General features: G+C 71.3%; 19 protein-coding genes. 4 read left to right on the top strand and 15 right to left on the bottom strand.

Annotation, left to right across the window (positions count from 1 at the left end):
• Positions 1–16: 16 nt before the first annotated feature.
• The 6 genes from ACSC1Q_RS24020 to ACSC1Q_RS23995 form a co-directional block, all read right to left on the bottom strand.
• Positions 17–1,039 carry an oxidoreductase gene (locus tag ACSC1Q_RS24020; RefSeq protein ID WP_436760955.1) on the bottom strand — a complete coding sequence of 341 codons (1,023 nt, stop codon included), beginning with the start codon at positions 1,037–1,039 and terminating at the stop codon, positions 17–19.
• 256 nt (positions 1,040–1,295) lie between these two features.
• Positions 1,296–1,961: a TetR/AcrR family transcriptional regulator gene (locus tag ACSC1Q_RS24015; RefSeq protein WP_436760954.1), complete on the bottom strand. Its 666-nt coding sequence runs from the start codon at positions 1,959–1,961 to the stop codon at positions 1,296–1,298.
• Positions 1,962–2,036: 75 nt separating this feature from the next.
• Positions 2,037–2,882, bottom strand: a complete 846-nt coding sequence (locus tag ACSC1Q_RS24010; protein WP_436760953.1) for a class I SAM-dependent methyltransferase — start codon at positions 2,880–2,882, stop codon at positions 2,037–2,039.
• 398 nt (positions 2,883–3,280) lie between these two features.
• A complete protein-coding gene (locus ACSC1Q_RS24005) occupies positions 3,281–3,913 on the bottom strand; it encodes an AAA family ATPase (RefSeq protein ID WP_436760952.1) in 633 nt (210 codons plus the stop codon).
• Between the two features lie 134 nt (positions 3,914–4,047).
• Entirely contained in the window at positions 4,048–5,295 is a 1,248-nt protein-coding gene (locus ACSC1Q_RS24000) for a CU044_5270 family protein (protein ID WP_436760951.1), read from the bottom strand.
• Entirely contained in the window at positions 5,292–5,813 is a 522-nt protein-coding gene (locus ACSC1Q_RS23995; RefSeq protein WP_436760950.1) for an RNA polymerase sigma factor, read from the bottom strand. The genes ACSC1Q_RS24000 and ACSC1Q_RS23995 overlap by 4 nt, the downstream gene beginning before the upstream one ends.
• A gap of 364 nt (positions 5,814–6,177) precedes the next feature.
• Here ACSC1Q_RS23995 and ACSC1Q_RS23990 point away from each other — a divergent pair, with 364 nt between their 5' ends.
• Both ACSC1Q_RS23990 and ACSC1Q_RS23985 read left to right on the top strand, forming a co-directional pair.
• Positions 6,178–6,768, top strand: a complete 591-nt coding sequence (locus tag ACSC1Q_RS23990) for a MarR family winged helix-turn-helix transcriptional regulator (RefSeq protein WP_436760949.1) — start codon at positions 6,178–6,180, stop codon at positions 6,766–6,768.
• A gap of 31 nt (positions 6,769–6,799) precedes the next feature.
• The gene (locus ACSC1Q_RS23985) at positions 6,800–7,213 is read left to right on the top strand and encodes an SRPBCC family protein (protein WP_436760948.1); all 414 of its coding nucleotides are present in this window, start codon (positions 6,800–6,802) and stop codon (positions 7,211–7,213) included.
• A gap of 1 nt (position 7,214) precedes the next feature.
• On the opposite strand, the gene ACSC1Q_RS23980 is transcribed toward ACSC1Q_RS23985, so the two are convergent.
• On the bottom strand, positions 7,215–7,730 hold the full coding sequence (locus ACSC1Q_RS23980; RefSeq protein ID WP_436760947.1) for an FBP domain-containing protein: 516 nt from the start codon (positions 7,728–7,730) through the stop codon (positions 7,215–7,217).
• Positions 7,731–8,039: 309 nt separating this feature from the next.
• Between ACSC1Q_RS23980 and ACSC1Q_RS23975 the strand changes: the two genes are divergently transcribed.
• Positions 8,040–9,575, top strand: coding sequence for a glycosyltransferase family 39 protein (locus tag ACSC1Q_RS23975; RefSeq protein ID WP_436760946.1), 1,536 nt, complete (start codon positions 8,040–8,042; stop codon positions 9,573–9,575).
• A 231-nt stretch (positions 9,576–9,806) separates the two neighbouring features.
• Here ACSC1Q_RS23975 and ACSC1Q_RS23970 read toward each other — a convergent pair whose 3' ends face one another.
• The 8 genes from ACSC1Q_RS23970 to ACSC1Q_RS23935 all read right to left on the bottom strand — a co-directional run bounded on the left by ACSC1Q_RS23970 (position 9,807) and on the right by ACSC1Q_RS23935 (position 19,454).
• On the bottom strand, positions 9,807–10,034 hold the full coding sequence (locus ACSC1Q_RS23970) for a helix-hairpin-helix domain-containing protein (protein WP_436760945.1): 228 nt from the start codon (positions 10,032–10,034) through the stop codon (positions 9,807–9,809).
• A gap of 264 nt (positions 10,035–10,298) precedes the next feature.
• Positions 10,299–11,105, bottom strand: a complete 807-nt coding sequence (locus ACSC1Q_RS23965) for an SDR family NAD(P)-dependent oxidoreductase (RefSeq protein ID WP_436760944.1) — start codon at positions 11,103–11,105, stop codon at positions 10,299–10,301.
• A gap of 197 nt (positions 11,106–11,302) precedes the next feature.
• Complete coding sequence (locus tag ACSC1Q_RS23960) at positions 11,303–13,234, bottom strand: discoidin domain-containing protein (RefSeq protein ID WP_436760943.1); 1,932 nt, start codon at positions 13,232–13,234, stop codon at positions 11,303–11,305.
• 250 nt (positions 13,235–13,484) lie between these two features.
• Positions 13,485–14,471, bottom strand: a complete 987-nt coding sequence (locus ACSC1Q_RS23955; RefSeq protein ID WP_436760942.1) for a substrate-binding domain-containing protein — start codon at positions 14,469–14,471, stop codon at positions 13,485–13,487.
• A 37-nt stretch (positions 14,472–14,508) separates the two neighbouring features.
• Complete coding sequence (locus ACSC1Q_RS23950) at positions 14,509–15,498, bottom strand: ABC transporter permease (RefSeq protein ID WP_436760941.1); 990 nt, start codon at positions 15,496–15,498, stop codon at positions 14,509–14,511.
• Positions 15,495–17,195, bottom strand: coding sequence for a sugar ABC transporter ATP-binding protein (locus tag ACSC1Q_RS23945; protein ID WP_436760940.1), 1,701 nt, complete (start codon positions 17,193–17,195; stop codon positions 15,495–15,497). Before ACSC1Q_RS23945 ends, ACSC1Q_RS23950 begins: the two co-directional genes overlap by 4 nt.
• Positions 17,192–18,607, bottom strand: a complete 1,416-nt coding sequence (locus ACSC1Q_RS23940; protein WP_436760939.1) for an aldehyde dehydrogenase family protein — start codon at positions 18,605–18,607, stop codon at positions 17,192–17,194. Before ACSC1Q_RS23940 ends, ACSC1Q_RS23945 begins: the two co-directional genes overlap by 4 nt.
• A 64-nt stretch (positions 18,608–18,671) precedes the next feature.
• Entirely contained in the window at positions 18,672–19,454 is a 783-nt protein-coding gene (locus ACSC1Q_RS23935; RefSeq protein ID WP_436760938.1) for an IclR family transcriptional regulator, read from the bottom strand.
• Between the two features lie 165 nt (positions 19,455–19,619).
• Between ACSC1Q_RS23935 and ACSC1Q_RS23930 the strand changes: the two genes are divergently transcribed.
• Positions 19,620–20,159 (top strand): DUF4262 domain-containing protein, encoded by a 540-nt coding sequence (locus ACSC1Q_RS23930; protein ID WP_436760937.1) that lies wholly within the window; start codon positions 19,620–19,622, stop codon positions 20,157–20,159.
• The last annotated feature ends 15 nt before the right edge of the window (positions 20,160–20,174 follow it).

The following is a 20,174-nucleotide window of genomic DNA, read 5'->3' as shown; positions in this document are numbered from 1 at the left end:
AAACGGCACCACGCTTTCAGAGGAGGGCCCCGGTGAGCCTCTCGCTGAGGTCCCACAGCCGGGTCGCGGACTCCGGGTCGATCGAGTAGGGCATGACGCCGAAGGCGAGGGACTCCTGGGTCCGTACGCGTTCCTCGGCCATGGCGACGGGGTCGTCGCCCTCGGGGACGAGCGGGGCGATGTCGGAGTTCTCGCAGTAGACGCCGCCGTGCCCGTCGAGCAGCGGGCTGGTGGCGCACCACACGCTCGTCGCGGCGCCCTGCTGGGGGCTCTTCATGTTCCGTGACGGGTCGATGAGCGGTTCGCCGTTCTCGTCGATCATGCCCATCCTGCGGAGGACGTCCGGGTCGGTGTGCCGTACGAGCGGGGTGAGGATCCTGCCCGGGTGCAGGGAGAACGCCCGGACGCCGTGGTCGCGCCCGCGCCGGTCGAGCTCGACGGCGAAGAGGTTGTTGGCCGTCTTCGACTGCCCGTAGGCGTTCATCGGTTCGTACGGGCGGCGTTCGAAGTGCACGTCGTCCCAGACGATGCCGGACTGGCGGTGTCCCCACGACGAGACCGCGACGACCCTGGCGCCCTCGGCCCGCAGCAGCGCGGGCCAGAGCCGGAGCGTCAGCCGGAAGTGGCCGAGGTGGTTGGTCGCGAAGTGGGACTCGTGGCCGCGCGCGTCGCGCGAGAGCGGGACGGCCATGATCCCCGCGCTGTTGACCAGCATGTGCAGCGGCCGGTCGCCGTCGAGGAAGCGGTCGGCGAACGCGTCGACCGACGCGGGATCCTGGAGGTCCATCGGTTCGAGCCGGACTCCGTCGACGCCGGCGAGGGTCTCGGCCGCCTTCTCGCGGTTCCGTACGGGGACGACGACCGACGCTCCCGCCGCGCGCAGCGCGCGGACCGTCTCGACGCCGAGGCCGGAGTAGCCGCCCGTGACGATCGCGGTCCTGCCGGTGAGGTCCACTCCGGCGACGACCTCGCCCGCGGTCGTCGCGGGGCCGTACCCGGTGCCGAGCGGGGTCTGCGGTGTGGGTGTGGGCGTGGTCATGCGATCGCCTCCGGGGCGTCGGGATCAGGGTGGCCGGAGCAGCCGGGGTCGATGGGGCGCATGGGTTCTCCTGCGATGACCCAATGAAACGGAGGACTCTCCGCTTTATGGGATCGACGCTAGCGGAGGATCCTCCGCTTAGCAAACGCGCCGCGTCTCCCCTGGAGCGCCTTGGCCGATCAACGCCGTGGCCGATGTTCGCCGGCGCCTCGGCTTCCCGACATCCGGTTCCGGCCGGCTTCGTCCAAGCGAGGGCTCAGGCTCCGGTGACGGTTTCGGGGCTCCTCGCCGGGCCGATGCCGTTCAGGACGGTGGTGAGCAGGTCCTCGACGAAGCCGGGGGGAATCTCCAGGGCGGTCCCCGCGCCACCGCCGAGCAGGTGGGGCAGGACCAGCTCGTGGCAGGCGCCGATGACCATGGTGGCGGCGGCCTCGGCGTTGGCGTCCGGGGCCAGGCGGCCCAGGTCGCGCTCGGCGCGCAGGTATACGGCCAGGTCCTCGCGCAGTCCCCGGCCGCCCGCCATCGGGTTGGGCAGGTTCGCGAACCGGACGAGGACCTCCGGCCGGCCGAGCAGGCCCGCGAAGGAGGGCAGGATCGCGGCGTGCAGCGCCAGCCCCTGGGTGATGTAGGCGCGCAGATTGTTCTCGACGGTGCCGCTTCCGGCCCTGGTGGGCCGCTCGCCCAGCTCGCGTTCGACGGTCTGGACGTGGGCGTGCAGGGCGAGCGCGAGCAGCTCCTCCTTGCCCGCGAAGTGGTTGTACAGCACACCGTCGGCGACCCGGGCCTCGCGGGCGATGTCGCGTACGGTGAGCCCGGCGGTGCCGCGCCGGGCCATGAGGCGTTCGGCGGCGGCGATCAGGTGCTCGCGCAGGCTCCGATCGCCCTCGCCGTCACGCAGGGCCGCTGCTTTTCTCGGGGACATCACATCGCATCGTAGTGACCGCCGGGAGCGGACGATCGCCCGGAGCGGGTGGCGATTCCACCGGACGAACCGCGGTCAGGGGCGGGTGGCGGTGATCAGCCAGGCGGCGCCGCGCAGCCGTACGGCACCGGGCTCCTCGTAGGGCCGCAATGCGGCCGTGAGCGCGTCAAGGGCTCGGGCCGCGGTCTCCCTGTCGACCTGATCGAGGACGAATCGGACGGGCCCCCACGCTCCGAGGAAACCGGCCGCGTCGGCGGCGTCACGGCCCCACACCTGGGGCGCGTCGACCGGGGTGGAGGTCACCTTCCCGAAACCCGCGCCGGTGAGCACCTCGCGGACGCGGGCCGGGTCGGCCAGCGACTCCGGGCCGGGAGCACCGGGCCCGGCCGGGGCGGGGCTCGACGGCAGGTGTTCGGCCATCGCGGCGAAGACGGCGCCCAGGTCGTTGTCGGTCATTCTCCGCAGGGCCAGGACGGCCAGGCGTCCGCCCGGTCGCAGCGCGCGGCCGATGTTGGCGAACGCGGCGACCGGATCGGCGAAGAACATGATCCCGAACCGGCTCACGGCCACGTCGAAGGCCGAGGCGGGGAAAGGATGGATCTGGGCGTCCCCCTCCTCGAAGGTCACGTTGGCGACCCCGTCTCCGGCCGCACCGGCACGCGCCCGTCGCAGCATCGGTGCCGACAGGTCGATCCCGGTGACCTGTCCGAGCCGTGCCCGCCCCGCGGCCAGCCGCGTCACCTGCCCGTTCCCGCATCCGACGTCGAGCACGCGGTCCCGGTCGCCGATGGCGGCCGCCGCGAGCAGGTGGTCGTTGAACCCGCTGTTCACGGCGTCGTACCGGGCCTGGTGATCGGCCCAGTGATTCCCCTCGTAGCCGTTCCACGCTTCCGCCTGCTCGGTGTTGACGATGGAAAGCATCGAATTCCTCCCGTGGTTCCCTCGGGACGCCCCGAACGGCTCCGCCGGCCCCGCCTTCGGCGTGGTCGAGGCGTCCTCGTTATGAACACTTGTTCATGAATGCTCGTTCATAATGAGAGCCCGAGGCGGGACATGTCAACCGTCACTCGGACGGGCCGGAGGCGGAGAGCGGGGTGACTTACACGAATCACGGGACGGACGTCGTTCGCGGAGACGCGTGTCGTTCACAGGACCGGAGTCTCGTTCACAGGACCGGAGTCTCGTTCATGGGACCGGCGTGTCGTTCGTGAAGACCGTTGTCTTGTTCGCGGGAACCGGTCTGCCGTCCGCGGGGACGCGTGTCGTTCGCGGGGACCGGCGTCGTCCCCTCGTTCGGTCGGACCGTTCAGTCGGACCGTTCAGTCGAACCGGATGTGTTTGGCACCCGTCCACGCGCGGCGCAGGCGCCCCCGTAGCGCGCCGTCCGTGTTCGGGGTGAGCGTCAGCCCGGACGAGGCGGCGATGTGGTCGGCGACCCCCGGGATCGTGAGACCGTCGGTCCACACGTGCTCGGCGAACTCCGGCTCGCGCAGCCGTTCCAGGCACGGGTCGAGCCTGGAGACGGCGAAGCTCTCCAGGCGCAGGGGCGCGCCCTTGCCGGCCACGTACTGCAGGACGTGCCCGAAGCCGCGCTCGCGCAGGCGGCGCAGGACCGTCTCCCGGCCGGCCAGCAGCGCGAAGTGCCTGACGTCGTGGCCGCGTTCGCGCAACCGGCCGACGGTCTCGCGGAAGTACGCGGGCTCCACGACCGTCATCGGGGCGATCACCGTGCCGTCGTGCTTGGTGAGGGCCAGGTCCAGCACCTCGTACACCCCCTGCCGCCAGGCCGGGAGGTCCTGGAAGTCCCCGCGCAGGAGCGGCGGCGTCATCCGGTGCAGGCCGAAGCCGACGTGTTCGGGATCGCAGACGACACTTCCCGGGAGCCGCCGCCGCAGCTCGTGCGCCGTCTGTGTCTTGCCCCCGCCGAAGGGGCCGTTGATCCACAGGAGCATGCCCCGAGCCTACGAGGCCGGGATCCCCTCGGCGGCGGATGTCCATGACCCGCCGTACGCCCCCGGGAGTACGGCGGGTCATGGATGCGGGGATGTGGGGATTCGGGGATGCGGAGGTCCGGGAATTCCGGGATTCAGGACGCGGGCTTCTCGTCGGTCCAGCCGGCTTCGAGGACGGTCTGGGAGTGCCACACGGTGCCCGGTTCGAATCCGGCCTGCAGGCCGCCCGGCTTCACGACGACGCTCTCCGTGGCCAGGGCCCCGCCGGTCGCCTCGTCGAAGATCAGACGGTTCCGCAGGACTCCGTCGGCGCCCTTGACGTTCGCCTTCGCCCTGGCCCGTTCCTCGATGGAGACCGCGCTGCCGGTGCGGCCCTCCGCGTCGGTGACGCCTCGGGCGACCTTGATGGTCTTGAGGTCGGCGAGCATCCTGAAGGCGGCGCCGCGCACCTTGGGGGTGATCGGCATCTCGGTGACCAGCCCGACCGCGACGGAGAACAGCCAGGCGTCCGACGCCATCGGGATGTCCGCCTCGGTGGACATCCCCCTGTACGAGCGCAGCAGCCAGGTCTTGAGGTCGTCGGGGTCGTCGGGCAGGCCGCGCAGGTCCTTCATGGTGACGTTGCGGCCCAGCCAGAACACCTTGTCCCCGCCGAGGAGCGGGGCGTGGCTGTCCTTCGCCTCTCCCGGCTCGGTCGACAGGACGTACCCGCCCAGCCTGCCGCCCTGCTTGCCGGGAACCTCGATCTTGATCTTGGACGGGGAACCGGCTCGCCTCCAGGCCGCCTCGTCCTCAGGGCTCGCGAGCTGCGCCCCGAGTGACCACGTCCGGTCCCACCGGTCCTCGCCGGTCGCCGACGGGGTCCAGGCCTCGTTCCTCGTCCGCTCGACGACGGTGTAGTCCCCGTCCGCCGCCTCGGACAGGTTCCGGGTGACCGACGCGGTGTGCCAGTAGGCACCGGTCGTGTCCGGCTGGCGGGCCGCTCCGTGGGCCGCGGCGAGCAGGACAGACCGGCTGGAGAGCTCGGCCTGCCCGGCCTGCGGGGCGGAGGCGGACGGGCTGGAGGTCGACGGGATGGAAGCCGACGGGCCGGAGGTCGACGGGTTGAAGATCGTGCGGCCTGGGTCCGCCTGGATGGAGGACACGTCCGGGACCGTGCCGCCGGTCGCGGAGACCGTGACGGCGACCGCGGTCACGGCCGCGGCGGCTCCGGCGAGGCCGAGCCCGAGGCCCCACCCAGGGCGGGCGGTCCTACGCCCGGCCGGTGCCCGCCGGGGCCACGCCATGGCGCGGGAGAGCTCGGCGGCCCTGGTACGCGGATCGACCGGGGTGTCCCCCAAATGCTCGGGGCGCGCGGCCCGCAGCTGATCGACGGGGTTCATGACCACTCCTCGCTGAGGTTCCTCATCCGGGGTCCGGGGTGCACGGCGGTGTCCATCTCCCGCTTGAGCCGCTTGCGCGCGCGGTGCAGCCGCACCCGGAAGGCGGTCGGGGAGCAGCCGACGACCCGCGCCGCGTCGCGGGGAGAGAGGCCCTGCCAGGCGGTCAGGATCAGGAGCTCCCGGTCGTCCTCCGACAGGCTCGTCAGCGCCCTGAGCACGCTGAGCCGTTCCGTGACCTGCTCGGCGACGTCGTCCTCGGTCCAGGCCCGCAGCTCGGCGTTGAGCGCGTCGCGCCGGACCTCCGCCCGGATGTTGTCGCGCAGCACGTTGCGGGCCACCCCGAGAAGCCACGGCAGGGCCGGCTCCGGCATCTCCTCCAGCCTTCGCCAGGCGATCGCGAACGTCTCGCTCACCACCTCGTCCGCCACCTGCCGTCCCGCGCGGCTGACCACGTAGGCCCAGACGCGCTGCCGGCACTCGTCGTACACGCTGGTGAACCGCTGCGAGTCGTCCGTCACCGCCCCGCCCCCTTCGTACCGGATGTGTTGTTCTGACACCGGGAAATGGCCGGGGCCCCTCGTTTGTTACCTGCCCTCTTCCGGAAAATGGCACGAATCACCATAAATCAGGAATCTTCTCTGTATGGGGACGTCCTCGGGCGTGAGACCCCGGGCCTGGTCACGGGGTGTTCCAGCGGCCGTGGGCCCGCCGCCGGTCGAACGGGACCCGTAGACCGGCGCACTTCATGTCCGCCTTCCGGCGCGAGCCCCCGTCTCCCGGTACGCGCCCCCGCCCCCCGCCGCGAGCTCCCGTCTCCGGTTCCCGGCGCGAGGTCTCCATGTCGACAATCCAGTGAAGCAGGTACTAAGGTATTACTTCATTATGAAGGACGTACATAAATCATCGACCGGGTTCGCCCGTGATCCCGACGGCACCTTCTTCGACCCCGGGGCGAGAACGGCCATGGCCCGGTTCACCGACGGGGACGACACCCTCGCCCTTGAGGCCGCGACCGCCGTCCGCACCGCGTTCCACGCGGTCGAGCGCATACGCGCCCACGGGGCTCGGGGCCGGGGGCTGAGTTCGGGAGCGCTCGACATCCTGATGCGGCTGAGCGCCTCGACCGGCGACGGGGTCAGCATCGGCGACCTGGCCCAGTCGGCCGGAGTGAGCTCACGCAACGTCACCGGGCTGGTCGACACCCTCGAACGCGACGGGCTGGCGCGACGGGTCCCCGATCGTCACGACCGGCGTTCCGTCCTGGCCCAGATCACCCCCGCGGGACGGGAGTGGATCGAGTCCTTCCGCCGGCCGACCCAGGCCGCCATGGCGGCGATCTTCCGCGACTTCACGCCCGCCGAGCTGGGCCGGTTGCGGCACCTGTGCCTGCGCCTCGCCGAGAACCAGCACCGGCTCTCCCTGCACCTGGACCAGACCGGCGGCACGGACGGCACGGACGGCACCCCGGCGTGAGCCGGGAATCACTCAGACAGGAGACAGCGAATTGGCTTCCATCCGCACAGAGGTCGTGATCGATTCCAGCCCGGAGCGGGTGTGGGCGGCGATACGCGACGTGGGCGCGGTGCATCGGCGCCTCCTGCCGGATCGCGTCGCCGACACCCATATCGAGGGCGACGTGAGGATTCTCGTCTTTCCCGACGGCAACGTCGTCCGCGAGCTGATCGTCGATGTCGACGACGCGACCCGCCGGCTCGCCTACGCGGTGGTCGAAGGCGCGCGACCGGCCCTCGCGCACCACCACGCCTCGTTCCAGGTCCTCTCCGAGGAGCCCGGCCGCAGCCGGCTCGTCTGGATAACCGACGTGCTGCCGGACGCGCTCGCGGGGGAGATCCGCGCGCGCGTCGAGCGGGGGGCGGCGGACATGAAACGGACGCTGGAGGAGACGGCCGTGGATTGAGTCACGCCGAGCGCACGTCGCCGTCGAAGACCTTGTCCAGGAAGCCCTCCAGGTTGAGAGTGGCCCGGACGACCCGCTCCGCCGTGGTGAGCGTCTCCTCGAACCGCACACCGGAGTCCGTCCGCTTCACGCCCCGCACGTAGAGGGAGCAGGCCAGGTCGGCGCAGACGTAGGTGCCGACCGTGTTGCCCTGGCGACCGGCGGCGCCGACCCTGGGCGCGACGAACAGGGCGACCCCCGTGCCGGAGTGGGGGGTCACGCAGATCGAGCAGACGGTGCTCTTGGTGAAGCTCCTGCGTACCTCCTGCGCGACGCGCAGGGTGACGCCGACGAGCTCGCCGTGCCGCTCGACGACCAGATAGCCCCGGTCGGGGGCTCCGGGATCGCGCCAGCCCAGGAAGTCGAGGTCGGCCCAGGAGAGCTCGGGCAGGTTCCTGGGCAGGTTGATCCTGCGCGCCTCCCCCTTGGAGCAGTTGACGAAGGATCCGCGGATCTCTGGCTCGCCGACCGGTTTCATGGTTCACCCACTGTCGTAAAGATCATTGAAAAGCCCCGGAAACCTCGGTCCCGGCCACCGCGATCAGTGCCTCCACCGACCGGCGAACGATCGGGCCAGGTCCGCTCACGGCCTGGTCGGACCGGGTCGCCGCCAGGTTGAGGTGTTCTCGACGTACGGCAGCGGCCAGTTTCCCAGCAGGACATCGAGGACGTCGAGGGATTTTTCCCCGGCGCCTGGAGGACACGCGAAGGCGCGCCCCTCCGCCGGGCAACCGGCGGATCAGGATCATCCCTCGCGTCACCGGCGTCGAAAGCCGATGATGAATGAGTGTCCGAGCCCTCCCCCTCCCCGCCGCGCACCCCTGACACTTCTTCCTCCGCGCCGCGCACCCCTGACGCGTCCACCCCGGCCGCCCCCTTCGCCGGACGGCCCGTCGGCGCGGTCGCGCTCGCCGCGCTCGCCGTGCTGCTGGTCGCGAGCCCGCGCTACGGCTATCACCGGGACGAGCTGTACTTCCGGATGCTGGGCGAGCGGCCCGCCCTCGGATACTTCGACACCCCGCCGCTGACCCCGCTGATCGCGCGGGCCTCAGTCGCCGTGTTCGGCGACACCGTGGTCGCCCTGCGCGTCGTCCCCGCCCTGATCGCGTCGCTCGTCGTCGTGCTGGTCGCCCTCCTCGCCCGGGAGCTCGGCGGCGACCGGAGGGCGCAGATCGTCGCCGCGGCCGGAATCGCCACCACGACCCTGCTCCTGCTCGGCGGGCACTCCCTGCTGACCCTGGGTGTCGACCTGCCGCTCTGGGTCGCGGCGGCGCTGTTCGCCGTACGGGCGCTGCGGGGCGACGGCCGCTGGTGGCTCGCGCTGGGCGCCGTCGCGGGGGTGGCGACGTACAACCGGCAGCTGATCGTGCTGTTCCTGGTCAGCGCGGGCGTGGGCGTGCTGGTGGCGGGGCCGCGCGAGGTGCTGCGGGACCGCCGGCTCTGGCTCGGCGCGCTGCTGGCCCTCGTGATCGCCGCGCCCAACCTGGTCTACCAGGCGACCCACGGCTGGCCGCAACTGGTGATGGCCGGGGCGCTGGAGGCGGACGAGGGCGCCGACAACCGCCTCGCCTTCGTACCGCTGCAGCTCCTGCTGCTCGGCCCGCCCCAGGCGGTCGTCCAGGTGGCCGGCGCCGTACGGCTGTGGCGGGAACCCCGCCTGCGCTGCCTCGCCCTCGCCTATCCGCTGGCCTGCGGGCTGACGCTCTACTCCGGCGGGCGCCCCGACTACGTGGCGGGCCTGCTCGTGCTGCTCTTCGCCGCGGGGTGCGGCCCGGTCAGCCGGTGGATGTCGGGTGCGGGACGGCGCGCGCTGGTCGTCGGCGCCCTGGCGGTCAACGCGGTCGTATCCGTCGTCGTCGCGCTGCCGGTGATCCCTCCCTCTGCCCTGGAGGGCACCCCGGTCGCCGGGATCAACGAGGTGGCGCGCGAGTCGATCGGATGGCCGGAGTTCGCCGCGCGGGTCGCGGCGGTGGTCGGCGAGCTGACGCCTCAGGATCGCGCGCGGGCCGTACTCCTCACCGACAACTACGGCGAGGCCGGGGCGCTGGACCGCTACGCCGGGGAACACGGCCTGCCCGAGGTCCACAGCGGGCACAACGAGCTCTACTTCCGTGGCCCGCCGTCGCCGTCCGCCCGGATCGCCGTGGTCGTGACCGACTCTCCCGGCGGCTACGCCCGCGCGTTCGGCACCTGCGAGGAACGCGGCAGGATCGACAACGGCGTCGGGCTGTCCAACGAGGAGCAGCACCTGCCCATCCTCGTCTGCCGCGACCCGCTGCGCCCGTGGCGGCTGCTCTGGCCCGAGATGCGGCACAACAGCTGACATCCCGCCCTCCGCGGGACCCGCGTTCCGGTCTGGGCCCGTTTTCCGGTCAGGGTTCGTCGTCGTGCGGCGGGGCCGGGGGCTCGCGTCCTCCGGCCCGCCGTGGAGCCCGGGCCGACCTGCCGGTTCACCCGCCGAGCTCGGCGTCCGGGCTCAACATTCGGGCTCAACATTCGGGCTCGACGCTCGGGCTCGATGTTTGAGCTCCATGTTTGAGCTCCATGCTCGGGCTCAGTGCTCGGCGAAGGCGAGGCCGTGTTCGGCGAGGGCCTCGCGCAGGCGGCCGATGGCTTTGGGGCCCATGCCGTGCAGTCGCAGGAGCTCCCGCTCGCTCGTGGCGGCCACCTGGGCGAGCGTCGTGTAACCGGCCGCGGCGAGGGCCCCGCGCGCGGGGCGTCCGATGTTGGTGGGGATGTCGATGAGGACGTCGCCCTGGTCGCCCTGGTCGTGGGTCGTCATGATGCCTCCTCGCGGAACGGGCAGCCGGTCGCCCCGCGCCAAGGGGAACCCCTCGGCCCGGGGAACCCCTCCGCGCGGGAACACCACCTCGTGGGAACCCGGCGTCATGAGACCCCGCGTCGTGGGAACGCGCGGCGCGGTGGCGAAAGTCTCGCATTCCCCTACGACAGAATCCGCGAGACCGTCTCGCGGCTGCCGGACCACGCCGAGGGGGTCAGGTGACCTCGGGAAAGCCGGTCTCCGCCGGGAACGGAGCCGGGCGGGTCAGATCTCCTTGAGGAAACCGGCGTCGACGGCGAAGTCGGCGCCGGTGGTGCTCGCCGAGCGCGGTGAGACGAGCAGGGCGATCACGTCGGCGACCTCCTTCGGCTCGACGAGGCGGCCGGTGGTGAGCTTCATCATCTCCACCGCGACACTGTCCAGCACGGTGTCGCGGTCGGTTCCCGCCTGCGCGGCGATGATGTCGGCCGCGCCGCCCTCCTCGGTCCACCACGCCGTCCGGACGGGCCCCGGCGACACGGTGTTCACCCGGATGCCCTGCGGCGCGAACTCCTCCGACAGCGCCTTGGTGAGATTGTTCAGGCCCGCCTTGGCCGCGTTGTAGTCGACGTTCATGGGAGCCGGCAGCCGGGCACTGCCCGAGGACACGTTGACGATCGAGCCTCCGCCCCGCTGGAGCATCACCGGAACGGCGGCGCGGACGGCCCGTACGACCGAGAACAGGTTGAACTCGAACATCGCCCGCCAGTCGTCGTCCGTGGGGGCGAGGAACGAGAAGCGCGGCAGGGCCACGCCGGGCGGCGGGCCACCGGCGTTGTTCACCAGGATGTCCAGGCCGCCGAACGCCTCCACGGCCCGCGCCACGATCCGGCCCGGCGCCTCGGGGTCGGTCAGGTCGGCCGGTACGTGGAGAAGGCCGGCGCCGTCGAGCGCGTCCAGCTCCGGGGTGCTCTTGCGCGAGGCGGCGACGACGCGGGCCCCCTCTTCGAGCAGGGTACGGGTGACGGCCAGGCCGATGCCCTTGGAGGCACCGGTGACGACCGCGACACGGCCGGAAAGCTGCAGGTCCATGGAATAGCCCTCTCGTCGTCGGGCCCCTCGCCGAGGAAGGGGTCCTGCACGCGAGCAAAGCTATGGCGGGCACGCGGCCCCGGGCTGGCAGGATTCAGACCGGCAATCACCGCTGGATTCGGACCTCTCATGTCGGAGACGGAACGACCGGGTCCGAAGCCGGCCGGAGGAGGGTCCGCCGGCCGGGCAGGACATCGTCAGCTGGAATAGGCCTCCAGTTCGAAGACGCGGGCCGCGGTGTCGCTGTCGCTGGTCGGGGTGATGACGTTGAGCCGGACGTACCGGGCGCTGACGGGGGTGAAGGTGTGGGTGGTGACGTCGGCGGTGTTGCCCCGGGCGCTCACGACGTTCGTCCAGGTGGTGCCGTTGGTACTGACCTGGAGGTCGAAGTCGCGGGTGTTCCAGGACGCCTTCTCGCCGCCCGCGCCGGAGTGGCGCACCACGAACCGCCCCACCTGCGTGTTCGACTGCAGGTCGACCTGGAGCCACTTGCTGGCGCCCAGCGCGCACCACTTGTCGGAGTTGCCGCCCGTCCAGCTGCCGTTGACGGCCTTGGCGGGCGCCTCGTTGGCCGCGCACTGGTTGCTGGCGGTGGCCGGCTTGTTCAGCGCGAGGTTGGTGACCGGCTGCGTCGTCTCGGGGACGTAGAGGCGGATGTCCGTCAGGCTCGCGCTGCCCTCGTAGACGTTGGTGTAGAGGTCGCCGATCACGAAGTAGTCGGGGTACTGGGAGCCGGCCGGCCACTGGTTCGGCCAGGACGCGCCGCCGTTCACGTCGTTCTGGACGAGGGTGGCGTTGTAGCGGCCGTCATACTCGCCGGGCTTGACGTTGTAGTGCCAGATCGGCGCGTTGTTGACGATGAAGGGGCGGTGGAAGCGGATCGTCTTCTGCCCGACCCGGGCGAAGTTCCCGCTGGCCTCAAGGACATAGCCGGTGGCGTCGCGCTCGATGGCGAAGGTGTAGGACTGGTTGGGCATCAGCTCGGGCTGGATCTCGGCCGCCGACGACAGCTGCTGCTCGGCCACGCCGCCGGAGCAGCTCGTCATGAACCACTGGGAGTTGCCCGCGAGGCCGCCGGGCCCCGGCGTCCAGTTGGGCAGGCCGCTGATCCACATGTTGACCGTGTTGAAGTTGCCGTCGCGGTAGTTGTAGTACTGGTTGGTGTTGGAGTTGCAGACCCGCCCGCCGGTGCCGCTGCCGACCCGGTCGGGGTGCTGGGAGAAGGAGTCCATCAGCACCTTGCGGCGATAGTGCCAGAAGTGGTTGTTCCTCGGCGCGGGGTTCGCGAAGTCCACGATCGACATGAAGTGGAAGCCGTTGTAGCCGTACGGGCCCGACCGCACGTCCTGCCACTCGCAGTAGGGCGCGGCGGCGTTGCCGCTCCAGCCGGGGCTCCTGGACCCCTCACCCCACGGGTGCTGGGTCTTGCATCCCTGGGTGCCGTAGCCGTTGACCTTGCCGTTGTACTCGATCGAGCCGTTCCGCTTGCCGCCGAAGTCGATGGTCTTGAGCTTGTACTCGACGCGATACTGGTCGGGCAGCTTGTTGGTGGGCCGGAAGATCGCCCCACCGGTGTGGTCGGGCACGTTCAGCACCGCCGCGGGCGCGCCGCCCACCGTCGCGGTGGTGATCGACGGCGGCGACTCGATGACGCCGTCCTTGTTCCAGTCGCGGGCCGACAGCGAAGCCGTCAGCCAGCCGCCCTGGCCGACCGGGAACTCCTTGCGGTAGGTGGCGAAGGAGTTGAACGCGGTGGTCCAGGCCGGCCCGTAGTCGTTGCGGTACCACTGGCCGGAGTCGTCCATGATCGTGTCGAACGGGGTGGTGTAGTTCTCCCTCACCCACGGCGCGTTGCCCGTGTTGATGGGGGACGAGAAGTTCTCCGAGTGCAGCAGGGTCCAGGCCGCGGCGCTCTTCGCCGTGCCCGCCTTCGTGCTCTCCGCGCCCGTCTTACCCGACGTACCGGACGGGGTGCTCGGGGTGCTCGGACCGGGGGTGCTGCTTCCGGCCGGTGCGGCGGTTTCGCCCGTCGCGGGGGTGCTGACCCCGAACGAGGTGAGTGCCACGACGGTCGTGGTGACCGCGGCGAGGGCCGCCTTGCGCGCGGCCCCTCTGACGTTTCTTCGCATGGGTTACGTGCCCTTCACTCGACGAGTAAGGCGTTGCTCGTGCCTGAACGCGACCCGCGCCCTCGCGGGTGTGCGCACCTCCGTCCCGATATCGGGCGACCACGGGTGGCGTCGCCGACCGCCACCCGAGCGCCGTTCACAACCGGCCGTACTTCACGCGCCGCTCCCCGAGCGGCCGCGAACCCGAACCGTTCCCCCGAACGGCCGCGGATCAGAGCCGTTCCCCCGAACGGCCGCGGATCGGAAGGGGCTAGAAGCCGCCCTTGGGGTCGAAGTACTCGGCCGCGTTCTCCTTGGTGACCCGCGGGGAGGGCACCACGGTGTCCTTCTCGACCTTGGCGCCGCTCAGGATCTCGACCGCCCTGTCCAGGCCCATCGCGCCGATGATGTCCGCGTCGTTCAGGCCGGTCACCAGGTAGTTGGTGCCGTCGAGGATCGCCTTGAGCGCCTCGGCCTGGCCGTCGACGCCCGCGATGACGATCTGCTCGGCCTTGCCCGCGTCCGCGATGGCGCGCTGCGCGCCGAGGCACATCGCGTCGTTCTCGCAGAACACCGCGACGAGGTCGGGGTTGGTCGCCAGCAGGCTCTCCATCACGGTGAGGCCGCCGTCGGATCCCCAGTTGCCGAAGTCGGGGGCCTCGACGAGCGTGATGCCCGCGGTGCTCCCGAGCACCGACTTCACGCCCTCGGTACGGGCCAGGCCGATGCTGTTGTCGGCGGGACCGCCCTTGATGATCGCGACCTTGCCGCCCTTGGGCAGCTTCTCGGCGAGGAACTGGCCGTTCTGCACGCCGATCGCCTTGTTGTCCGGGCCGATCCAGCTGGTGTACTCGCCGGCCTGGAACTTACGGTCGACCAGGACCACGGGCTTGTTCGCCGTCTTGGCCGCGTTGAGCGCCGCGGGCGCCGACTCCAGCGGGCCGCCGGAGATGATGATGGCGTCGACGTTCTTGCTCAGCAGGTCCTCGACGTTGGAGGCGAGCTTGGCCGCGTCGCCGTTGGCGTCGGTGCTGATGATCTCGATCTTGCCCTTCTTCTTGGCCTGGGCGGCGATCGCCTTGTCCATGCCGCTGAAGTAGGGGCCGCTCAGCATGAAGTTGGCGACGCCGATCGTGTAGGAGCCGTCGCCGGAGGCGGAGGCCGCGGTGGTGGGCTCGCCTCCGCTGGACGAGCAGGAGGCAAGGCTGAGAGCGAGAAGGCCGGAGGCCAGCAGGCCGCTGAATTTCCTGATGTTCATTTCGGTATACCTCGGGGGGAGTTGTGGAGCGGGTACGTCAGGTACGCGCCTGGTTGGCGCGCTGGACGAGGATGACGGCGATGATGATCAGTCCCTTGAGCACCTGTTGCCAGAAGCTCTGCACGCCGTACAGGTTGAGGAGGTTGTTGATCAGTACGAGGACGAGGACGCCGCCGAAGGTGGCCTTCGCGGACCCTCGCCCGCCCGCCAGGCTCGCACCGCCGATCACGCACGCGGCGATCGCGTCGAGCTCGAAGGCGACCCCGACGCTCGGCTGGGCGATGCCCACCCGGCTGGCCAGGATGACGCCCGCGAGGCCGGCGCACGCGCCGCTGATCGTGTAGGCGAGGATCACGTGCTTGCGCACGTTGATGCCCGCGAGCCGCACGGCCTCGGCGTTGCCGCCGATCGCGACGATGGAGCGGCCGGCCGGGAAGCGGGTCAGGAACAGGCCGCCCGCGAGGAACACGGCCAGCATGATCACGGTGCTCAGCGGGACGGGGCCGAGCATCGCCGAGCCGAGCGTGAGGAACGCCGGGTCCTCCGGGGTGATCGGCACCTCGGAGTAGACGAACGCCAGACCCCTGACGGTGGTCAGCGCCGCGAGGGTCACCACGAAGGGCGCCAGCCCGAACCGGGCGACCAGCACGCCGTTGACCAGCCCGAACCCGATCCCGCAGGCGATGCCCACGACCGTCGCCATCGGAATGGGGAGATCGGAGACGAGACCGGCGGTGATGATGCCGGAGAAGGCCACCACCGATCCGACCGACAGGTCGATGCCTCCGGTGAGGATCACCACGAGCATGCCGTACGCCAGCAGGCCGGTGGTGACCATCTGCTTGAGCAGGTTGGTGAGGTTGGTCTGGGTGAGGAACGTGTCGGAGGTGAGCGCCGCCACCGCGACGAGCGCCACGATGAGCGTGACGAACGCGGCCTGCGCGGTGAGGTCCCGGCCCGCCAGGACCAGCCGGGGGAACCTTCCGGAGATGGAGGCCGCCGGACCGGCGGGGGCTGTGCGGGTCATGCGGTGAGTCCGATCGAGTGGGCGAGGATCTCGTCCTCCGTGGTCTGGTCGGAACGCAGGTCGCCGGTGATGCGCCCCTGGTTCATCACGAGCACCCGGTCGGTGGCGCCGAGCACCTCCGTCAGGTCCGAGGAGATGAGCAGGACCGCGAGGCCCTGCCGGGCGAGGTCGTCGATCATCCGGTAGATGTCGACCCTCGCCGCCATGTCCACGCCCCGGGTCGGCTCGTCGAGGATGAGCACGCGCGGCTCGGCCAGCAGCCACTTGGCGAGCACGGCCTTCTGCTGGTTGCCGCCGCTGAGGTTGACCACCGGCATCGAGGCGCACCCCGGGGGCTGGATGCCCAGCCGGTCGATCATGTCGGTGACGTTCCTGCGCCTGAGGCCCGTGTCGATCAGCGGGCCCCGGGTGGCCGAGTACAGGGTCGTGAGCGTGATGTTGTCGAGCACGCTCATGCCGAGCACCAGGCCGGTGCGCTTGCGGTCCTCGGTGACGAGCGCGAGCCCGGCCGCGATGGCCTCGGCGGGCGTACGGAAACCGACGACACCGGACCGGCCGCGCGCCCGGCCCGGCGACGGGGAGTCGGCGCTCGTTCGCGCGGCGGGCCCGGCACCCGTTCGCGCGGCGGGCCCGGCACCCGTTCGCGCGGCGGGCCCGGCACCCGTTCGCGCGGCGGGCCCGGCATCGGACCGCCCGCGCTCCGAATCGGCGGACGCGGACGCGGGCCCGGCACCGGCACCGGCACCGGAATCGGAACCGGACCGGATGCGCACCTGGCCCGCGGACGCGGGTTCGGCGCCGAAGACGCAGCGGGCCAGTTCGCTGCGGCCGGAGCCGACCAGGCCGAACAGCCCGACGATCTCCCCCGAGCGCACGGAGAACGAGACGTCCTCGAACTCGCCCCCGCGCGTGAGCCCGGAGACGCTGAGCCGTACCTCGCCGTGCCCCGCGCGCCGGTCGGGGTAGATCTGTTCGAGGCGGCGGCCCGCCATGAGGCGGATCAGCTCGTTCTCGCCCGTGCGGGCGGGTTCGGTCGTCTCGACGATCCTGCCGTCCTTGATCACCACGATCGAGGTGGCGAGCTCCAGGACCTCCGCGAGCCGGTGGGAGACGTAGACGACCAGCACCCCGCGCTCCCGCAACCGCCTGATCAGCGCGAACAGCGACTCCAGGTCGCTCCCGGCCAGCACCGCGGAGGGCTCGTCGAGCACCAGCACGCGCGGCTCGTCCACCAGCGCCTTGGCGATCTCCACCATCTGCTGCCTGGCCACCGTCATGCTGCCCGCGACGGTACGCGGGTCGATCGCGCCGAAGCCGATGCTCTCCAGCAGCTCCCCGGCGCGGGCGTGCGCCGCCGCCCAGTCGATGAGCCCGCCGCGCTTCCTGGGGAAGTGCCCCATCAGCAGGTTCTCGGTGACCGACAGCTGGGGTACCAGCGTCAGCTCCTGGTAGACCGTGCGGATGCCCCGGGCGTGCGCGTCGTGCGGCGAGCGCAGCTCGACCCGTTCGCCGTCCATCCACATCTCGCCCGCGCTCATGGGCTGGGCGCCGGCGAGGATCCTGATCAGGGTCGACTTGCCGGCTCCGTTCGCGCCGACCACGGCGAGGACCTCGCCGGGGTGGCCCACGAGGTCCACCCCGTGCAGCACCTCGACGCCGCCGTAGTCCTTGCGGACGCCCCGGAGCTCCAGGCTCATCCGAAGGCCTCCATGACGATGACCGTCTTCTGCCGGGTGAAGTCGAGGACGGTGTCGTGCAGGCCCTCGCGGTAGCCGCCGGTGTCCTTGGTACCGCCGAACGGCAGGTTCTCGGCGCGCAGCGCGGTCGAGCCGTTGATGACGACCCCGCCCACGTCGAGCCGCCGCGCGATGCCGAACGCCCGCGAGACGTCCCGGGTGAAGACCGCGGCGTGCAGGCCGTACGGGGACTCGTTGGCCATCCGCACCGCGTCGAGGGGGTCGCTGAAGCGGGCGACGGGCGCCACCGGGCCGAAGATCTCCTCGGCGAAGGTCGGGCTGGTGGCGGGCACGTCGACCAGCACGACCGGGTCGACGAACGCGCCGCGCCTGCCGCCCCCGGCGGCGAGCCTGGCGCCCTCCCCGACGAGCCTGCCGACGGCCGCCTCGACCCGCTCCGCGGCCTCCTCGGCGATGAGGGGGCCGACGTCGGTCTCCTCAAGCAGCTGGTCGCCGACGGAGAGCTTCGCCGTCTGGCCGAGCAGCGACTCGACGAAGGCGTCGTGGATGCCGTCCTGGACGTAGACGCGCTTGACCGCGCAGCAGATCTGCCCGTTCCCCCTGGCCAGGCGGCCGAGGACGACGGCGCGGGCGGCCTCCTCCGCGTCGGCGTCGTCGCAGACGATGAGCGCGTCGTTCCCGCCGAGCTCCAGGAAGACCTTCTTCAGGGTCGCGGCCCCGAGGCGGGCGATCTCGCGGCCCGCCGCGGTGCTGCCGGTGAGGCCCACCGCCGCGATCCCGGGGTGCCCCGCCAGCGTCTGGGACACCTCGACGCCCCCGGTGACCAGCTGGTGGGCGTGGGCGGGCGCACCGGCCCGCTCGACGAGCTCGGCGACCCTGACCAGGGACAGCGGGCAGCGGGCGGGCGGCTGGACGACGACGGCGTTGCCCGCGGCGAGGGCCGCGGCGGCCTTGTGCGCGTACAGCTCGACCGGGTAGTTGAACGGGACCAGCGCCGCGACGACACCGAGCGGCTCGCGCAGCGTCACCGCGAGGTGCCGCTCCAGGCCGGGTACGGCGTCGAGCGGGATCTGGCGGCCGAAGAGCCTGGTGGCCTCCCCCGCGTACCCGCGGAAGATCCGGATCGCGGCGTCGACCTCGCCCCGGGTCTGCTGCACGGGCTTGCCGTTCTCGGCGGCGAGCAGCGTGGCGAGCTCGGCGCGCTCGGCCTCGATCAGGTCGGCCACCCGGCGCAGGAGGTCCGCGCGCTCGTGGGCGGGCATCGCCGCCATCGCCCGCTGGCCCTCCTGGGCGGCCTCGACGACCGCGGCCACCCGCTCCGCGCTCGCCGCCTCCACCTCCCCGAGCTGCTCGCCGGTGCCGGGGTTACGGACGGTGATGACGGAGGCGTCCGGCGAGGTGAGAGCGGACATTCGTAGCACTTCCTTCCATACAAGCCTTGCGGTACGAGCTGCGGAGTCTTGGAAAAGGCCAGGATCAGGCGGGTTTGCGGGTCCTGGGGGCGGCGTAGCCGATGCGGCGGCCGATGTCCGCGGCCATCCCGAGCGCGACCGGCGCCAGGCGGTGGCAGTCGCCGAGGCTGAACCGCCCGGCCGGGGCCGACACGCTGAACGCCCCCACCGGGCGGCCGGAGGCGTTCATGATCGGCAGGCCGATGCAGCGCACCCCCTCCTCGTTCTCCTCGTCGTCGATCGCGAAGCCCTGGTCGCGTACGGTGTCGAGCTCGGCGAGCAGCGCGTCGCCGGTGAGGCTTCTGGGCGTGCGGGGCTCCGACGGCACGGCCAGGATCTCGGCGCGGCGCGGCTCGTCGAGGAAGGCTAGGACCGCCTTGCCCATCGCGGTGCAGTGCAGCGGTACGCGGCTGCCGATCCGGGAGACCAGGCGCACCGACTTGGCGCTCTCCACCTTGTCGACGTAGACGATGTGGTGGCCGACCGGGACCCCGAGGTGGACGGTCTCCCCGCTGATCTCGACCAGCTCCGCCAGGTACGGCTGGGCCGCGGCGCGGAGCCCGTCCTCCTCCAGGTAGCGCCCGGCGAGGGTGATGAGGGTGACGCCGAGCCGGAAGGCACCGGTGGCGTCCCGCTCCAGGACGCCCAGTTCCAGGAGCGAGATGGCGTAGCGATGGGCGGTGCTGACCGCGACGCCGGTGTGCGCCGCGAGCTCGCCCAGGGTCATTCCGGACTGACCGCTTCCGGAAACAGCACTGATCAGCTCAAATGCCTTATCGACGCTTGATGATTTCCTACCGCTCTTCATTCGAGTTACTCGAATCCATTTTCAGATATTTGTAAGATTTTTTGCGATAGTTACATCGGCGATAACCACTGTCAACCCTCGCGCACAAATAGCCCCCGTACGGAGTGAGGCAGGCGCGGTCGGACTTGTAGGCATGAACAACCACAAAGCCCTACGATCAGGCACATGTTCCACCAGAGCGCGTGCCACTGCCTGCTGTGCGTCGAGCAGGAGGTGGAGCTCGACGAGGCCACCCTCAGGACGATGCGAACCGTCCGGGATCGCGGGTGGGCGGTCGTGACGGTCCCGGAGGACGAGGACGGGCCGGGCTGGGCGTTCACCGTCGGGCTGTGGCACACGCTCCGCTCCCCCGAGGCGGCCATGTTCGGCCTCCGCGCGGACGTGATGGGCAACTGCCTCGACACCCTGGCCGACGAGGTCGCCGCCGGACGCCACCTGGACGAGGGGCGGGAGCGGGACGACGTGATCAGGAACTATCCGGTCGTCGCGAGAGCGGTGGACACGAGCTGGTACCGGTCGCTGTTCGGCACGGCACTGCACTTCTACCAGCGACCCCCGCTGTCCTTCATGGAGATCGTCTGGCCGGACGCCGCGGGCCGCTTCCCCTGGAACGACGGCTGCGCCACGCGGCTCCGCGAGCTCCAGCCCGCGCTGTGGATCCCCAAGGACGACCACGCCCCGGGCCCCTGGACCAAACTCCCCTGACAGACCGGGGCACGC

Source organism: Streptosporangium heterodermiicola (assembly GCF_051390675.1).
In the GTDB taxonomy this organism is placed as follows: Bacteria; Actinomycetota; Actinomycetes; order Streptosporangiales; family Streptosporangiaceae; genus Streptosporangium.
Note: the sequence above shows the minus strand (reverse complement) of the source record. Positions and strands in the feature narration are given on the sequence as shown.

Excerpts from the sequence above, each read along its gene's own strand:
- ACSC1Q_RS23940 (WP_436760939.1), bottom strand. The coding sequence starts at position 18,607 with ATGTCCGCTCTCACCTCGCCGGACGCCTCCGTCATCACCGTCCGTAAC.
- ACSC1Q_RS24020 (WP_436760955.1), bottom strand. The coding sequence starts at position 1,039 with ATGACCACGCCCACACCCACACCGCAGACCCCGCTCGGCACCGGGTAC.
- ACSC1Q_RS24005 (WP_436760952.1), bottom strand. The coding sequence starts at position 3,913 with ATGCTCCTGTGGATCAACGGCCCCTTCGGCGGGGGCAAGACACAGACG.
- ACSC1Q_RS23990 (WP_436760949.1), top strand. The coding sequence starts at position 6,178 with ATGAAGGACGTACATAAATCATCGACCGGGTTCGCCCGTGATCCCGAC.
- ACSC1Q_RS23930 (WP_436760937.1), top strand. The coding sequence starts at position 19,620 with ATGTTCCACCAGAGCGCGTGCCACTGCCTGCTGTGCGTCGAGCAGGAG.
- ACSC1Q_RS23950 (WP_436760941.1), bottom strand. The coding sequence starts at position 15,498 with ATGACCCGCACAGCCCCCGCCGGTCCGGCGGCCTCCATCTCCGGAAGG.
- ACSC1Q_RS24010 (WP_436760953.1), bottom strand. The coding sequence starts at position 2,882 with ATGCTTTCCATCGTCAACACCGAGCAGGCGGAAGCGTGGAACGGCTAC.
- ACSC1Q_RS24015 (WP_436760954.1), bottom strand. The coding sequence starts at position 1,961 with ATGTCCCCGAGAAAAGCAGCGGCCCTGCGTGACGGCGAGGGCGATCGG.
- ACSC1Q_RS23935 (WP_436760938.1), bottom strand. The coding sequence starts at position 19,454 with ATGAAGAGCGGTAGGAAATCATCAAGCGTCGATAAGGCATTTGAGCTG.
- ACSC1Q_RS23955 (WP_436760942.1), bottom strand. The coding sequence starts at position 14,471 with ATGAACATCAGGAAATTCAGCGGCCTGCTGGCCTCCGGCCTTCTCGCT.
- ACSC1Q_RS24000 (WP_436760951.1), bottom strand. The coding sequence starts at position 5,295 with ATGAACCCCGTCGATCAGCTGCGGGCCGCGCGCCCCGAGCATTTGGGG.
- ACSC1Q_RS23960 (WP_436760943.1), bottom strand. The coding sequence starts at position 13,234 with ATGCGAAGAAACGTCAGAGGGGCCGCGCGCAAGGCGGCCCTCGCCGCG.
- ACSC1Q_RS23970 (WP_436760945.1), bottom strand. The coding sequence starts at position 10,034 with ATGACGACCCACGACCAGGGCGACCAGGGCGACGTCCTCATCGACATC.
- ACSC1Q_RS23945 (WP_436760940.1), bottom strand. The coding sequence starts at position 17,195 with ATGAGCCTGGAGCTCCGGGGCGTCCGCAAGGACTACGGCGGCGTCGAG.
- ACSC1Q_RS23980 (WP_436760947.1), bottom strand. The coding sequence starts at position 7,730 with ATGAAACCGGTCGGCGAGCCAGAGATCCGCGGATCCTTCGTCAACTGC.
- ACSC1Q_RS23965 (WP_436760944.1), bottom strand. The coding sequence starts at position 11,105 with ATGGACCTGCAGCTTTCCGGCCGTGTCGCGGTCGTCACCGGTGCCTCC.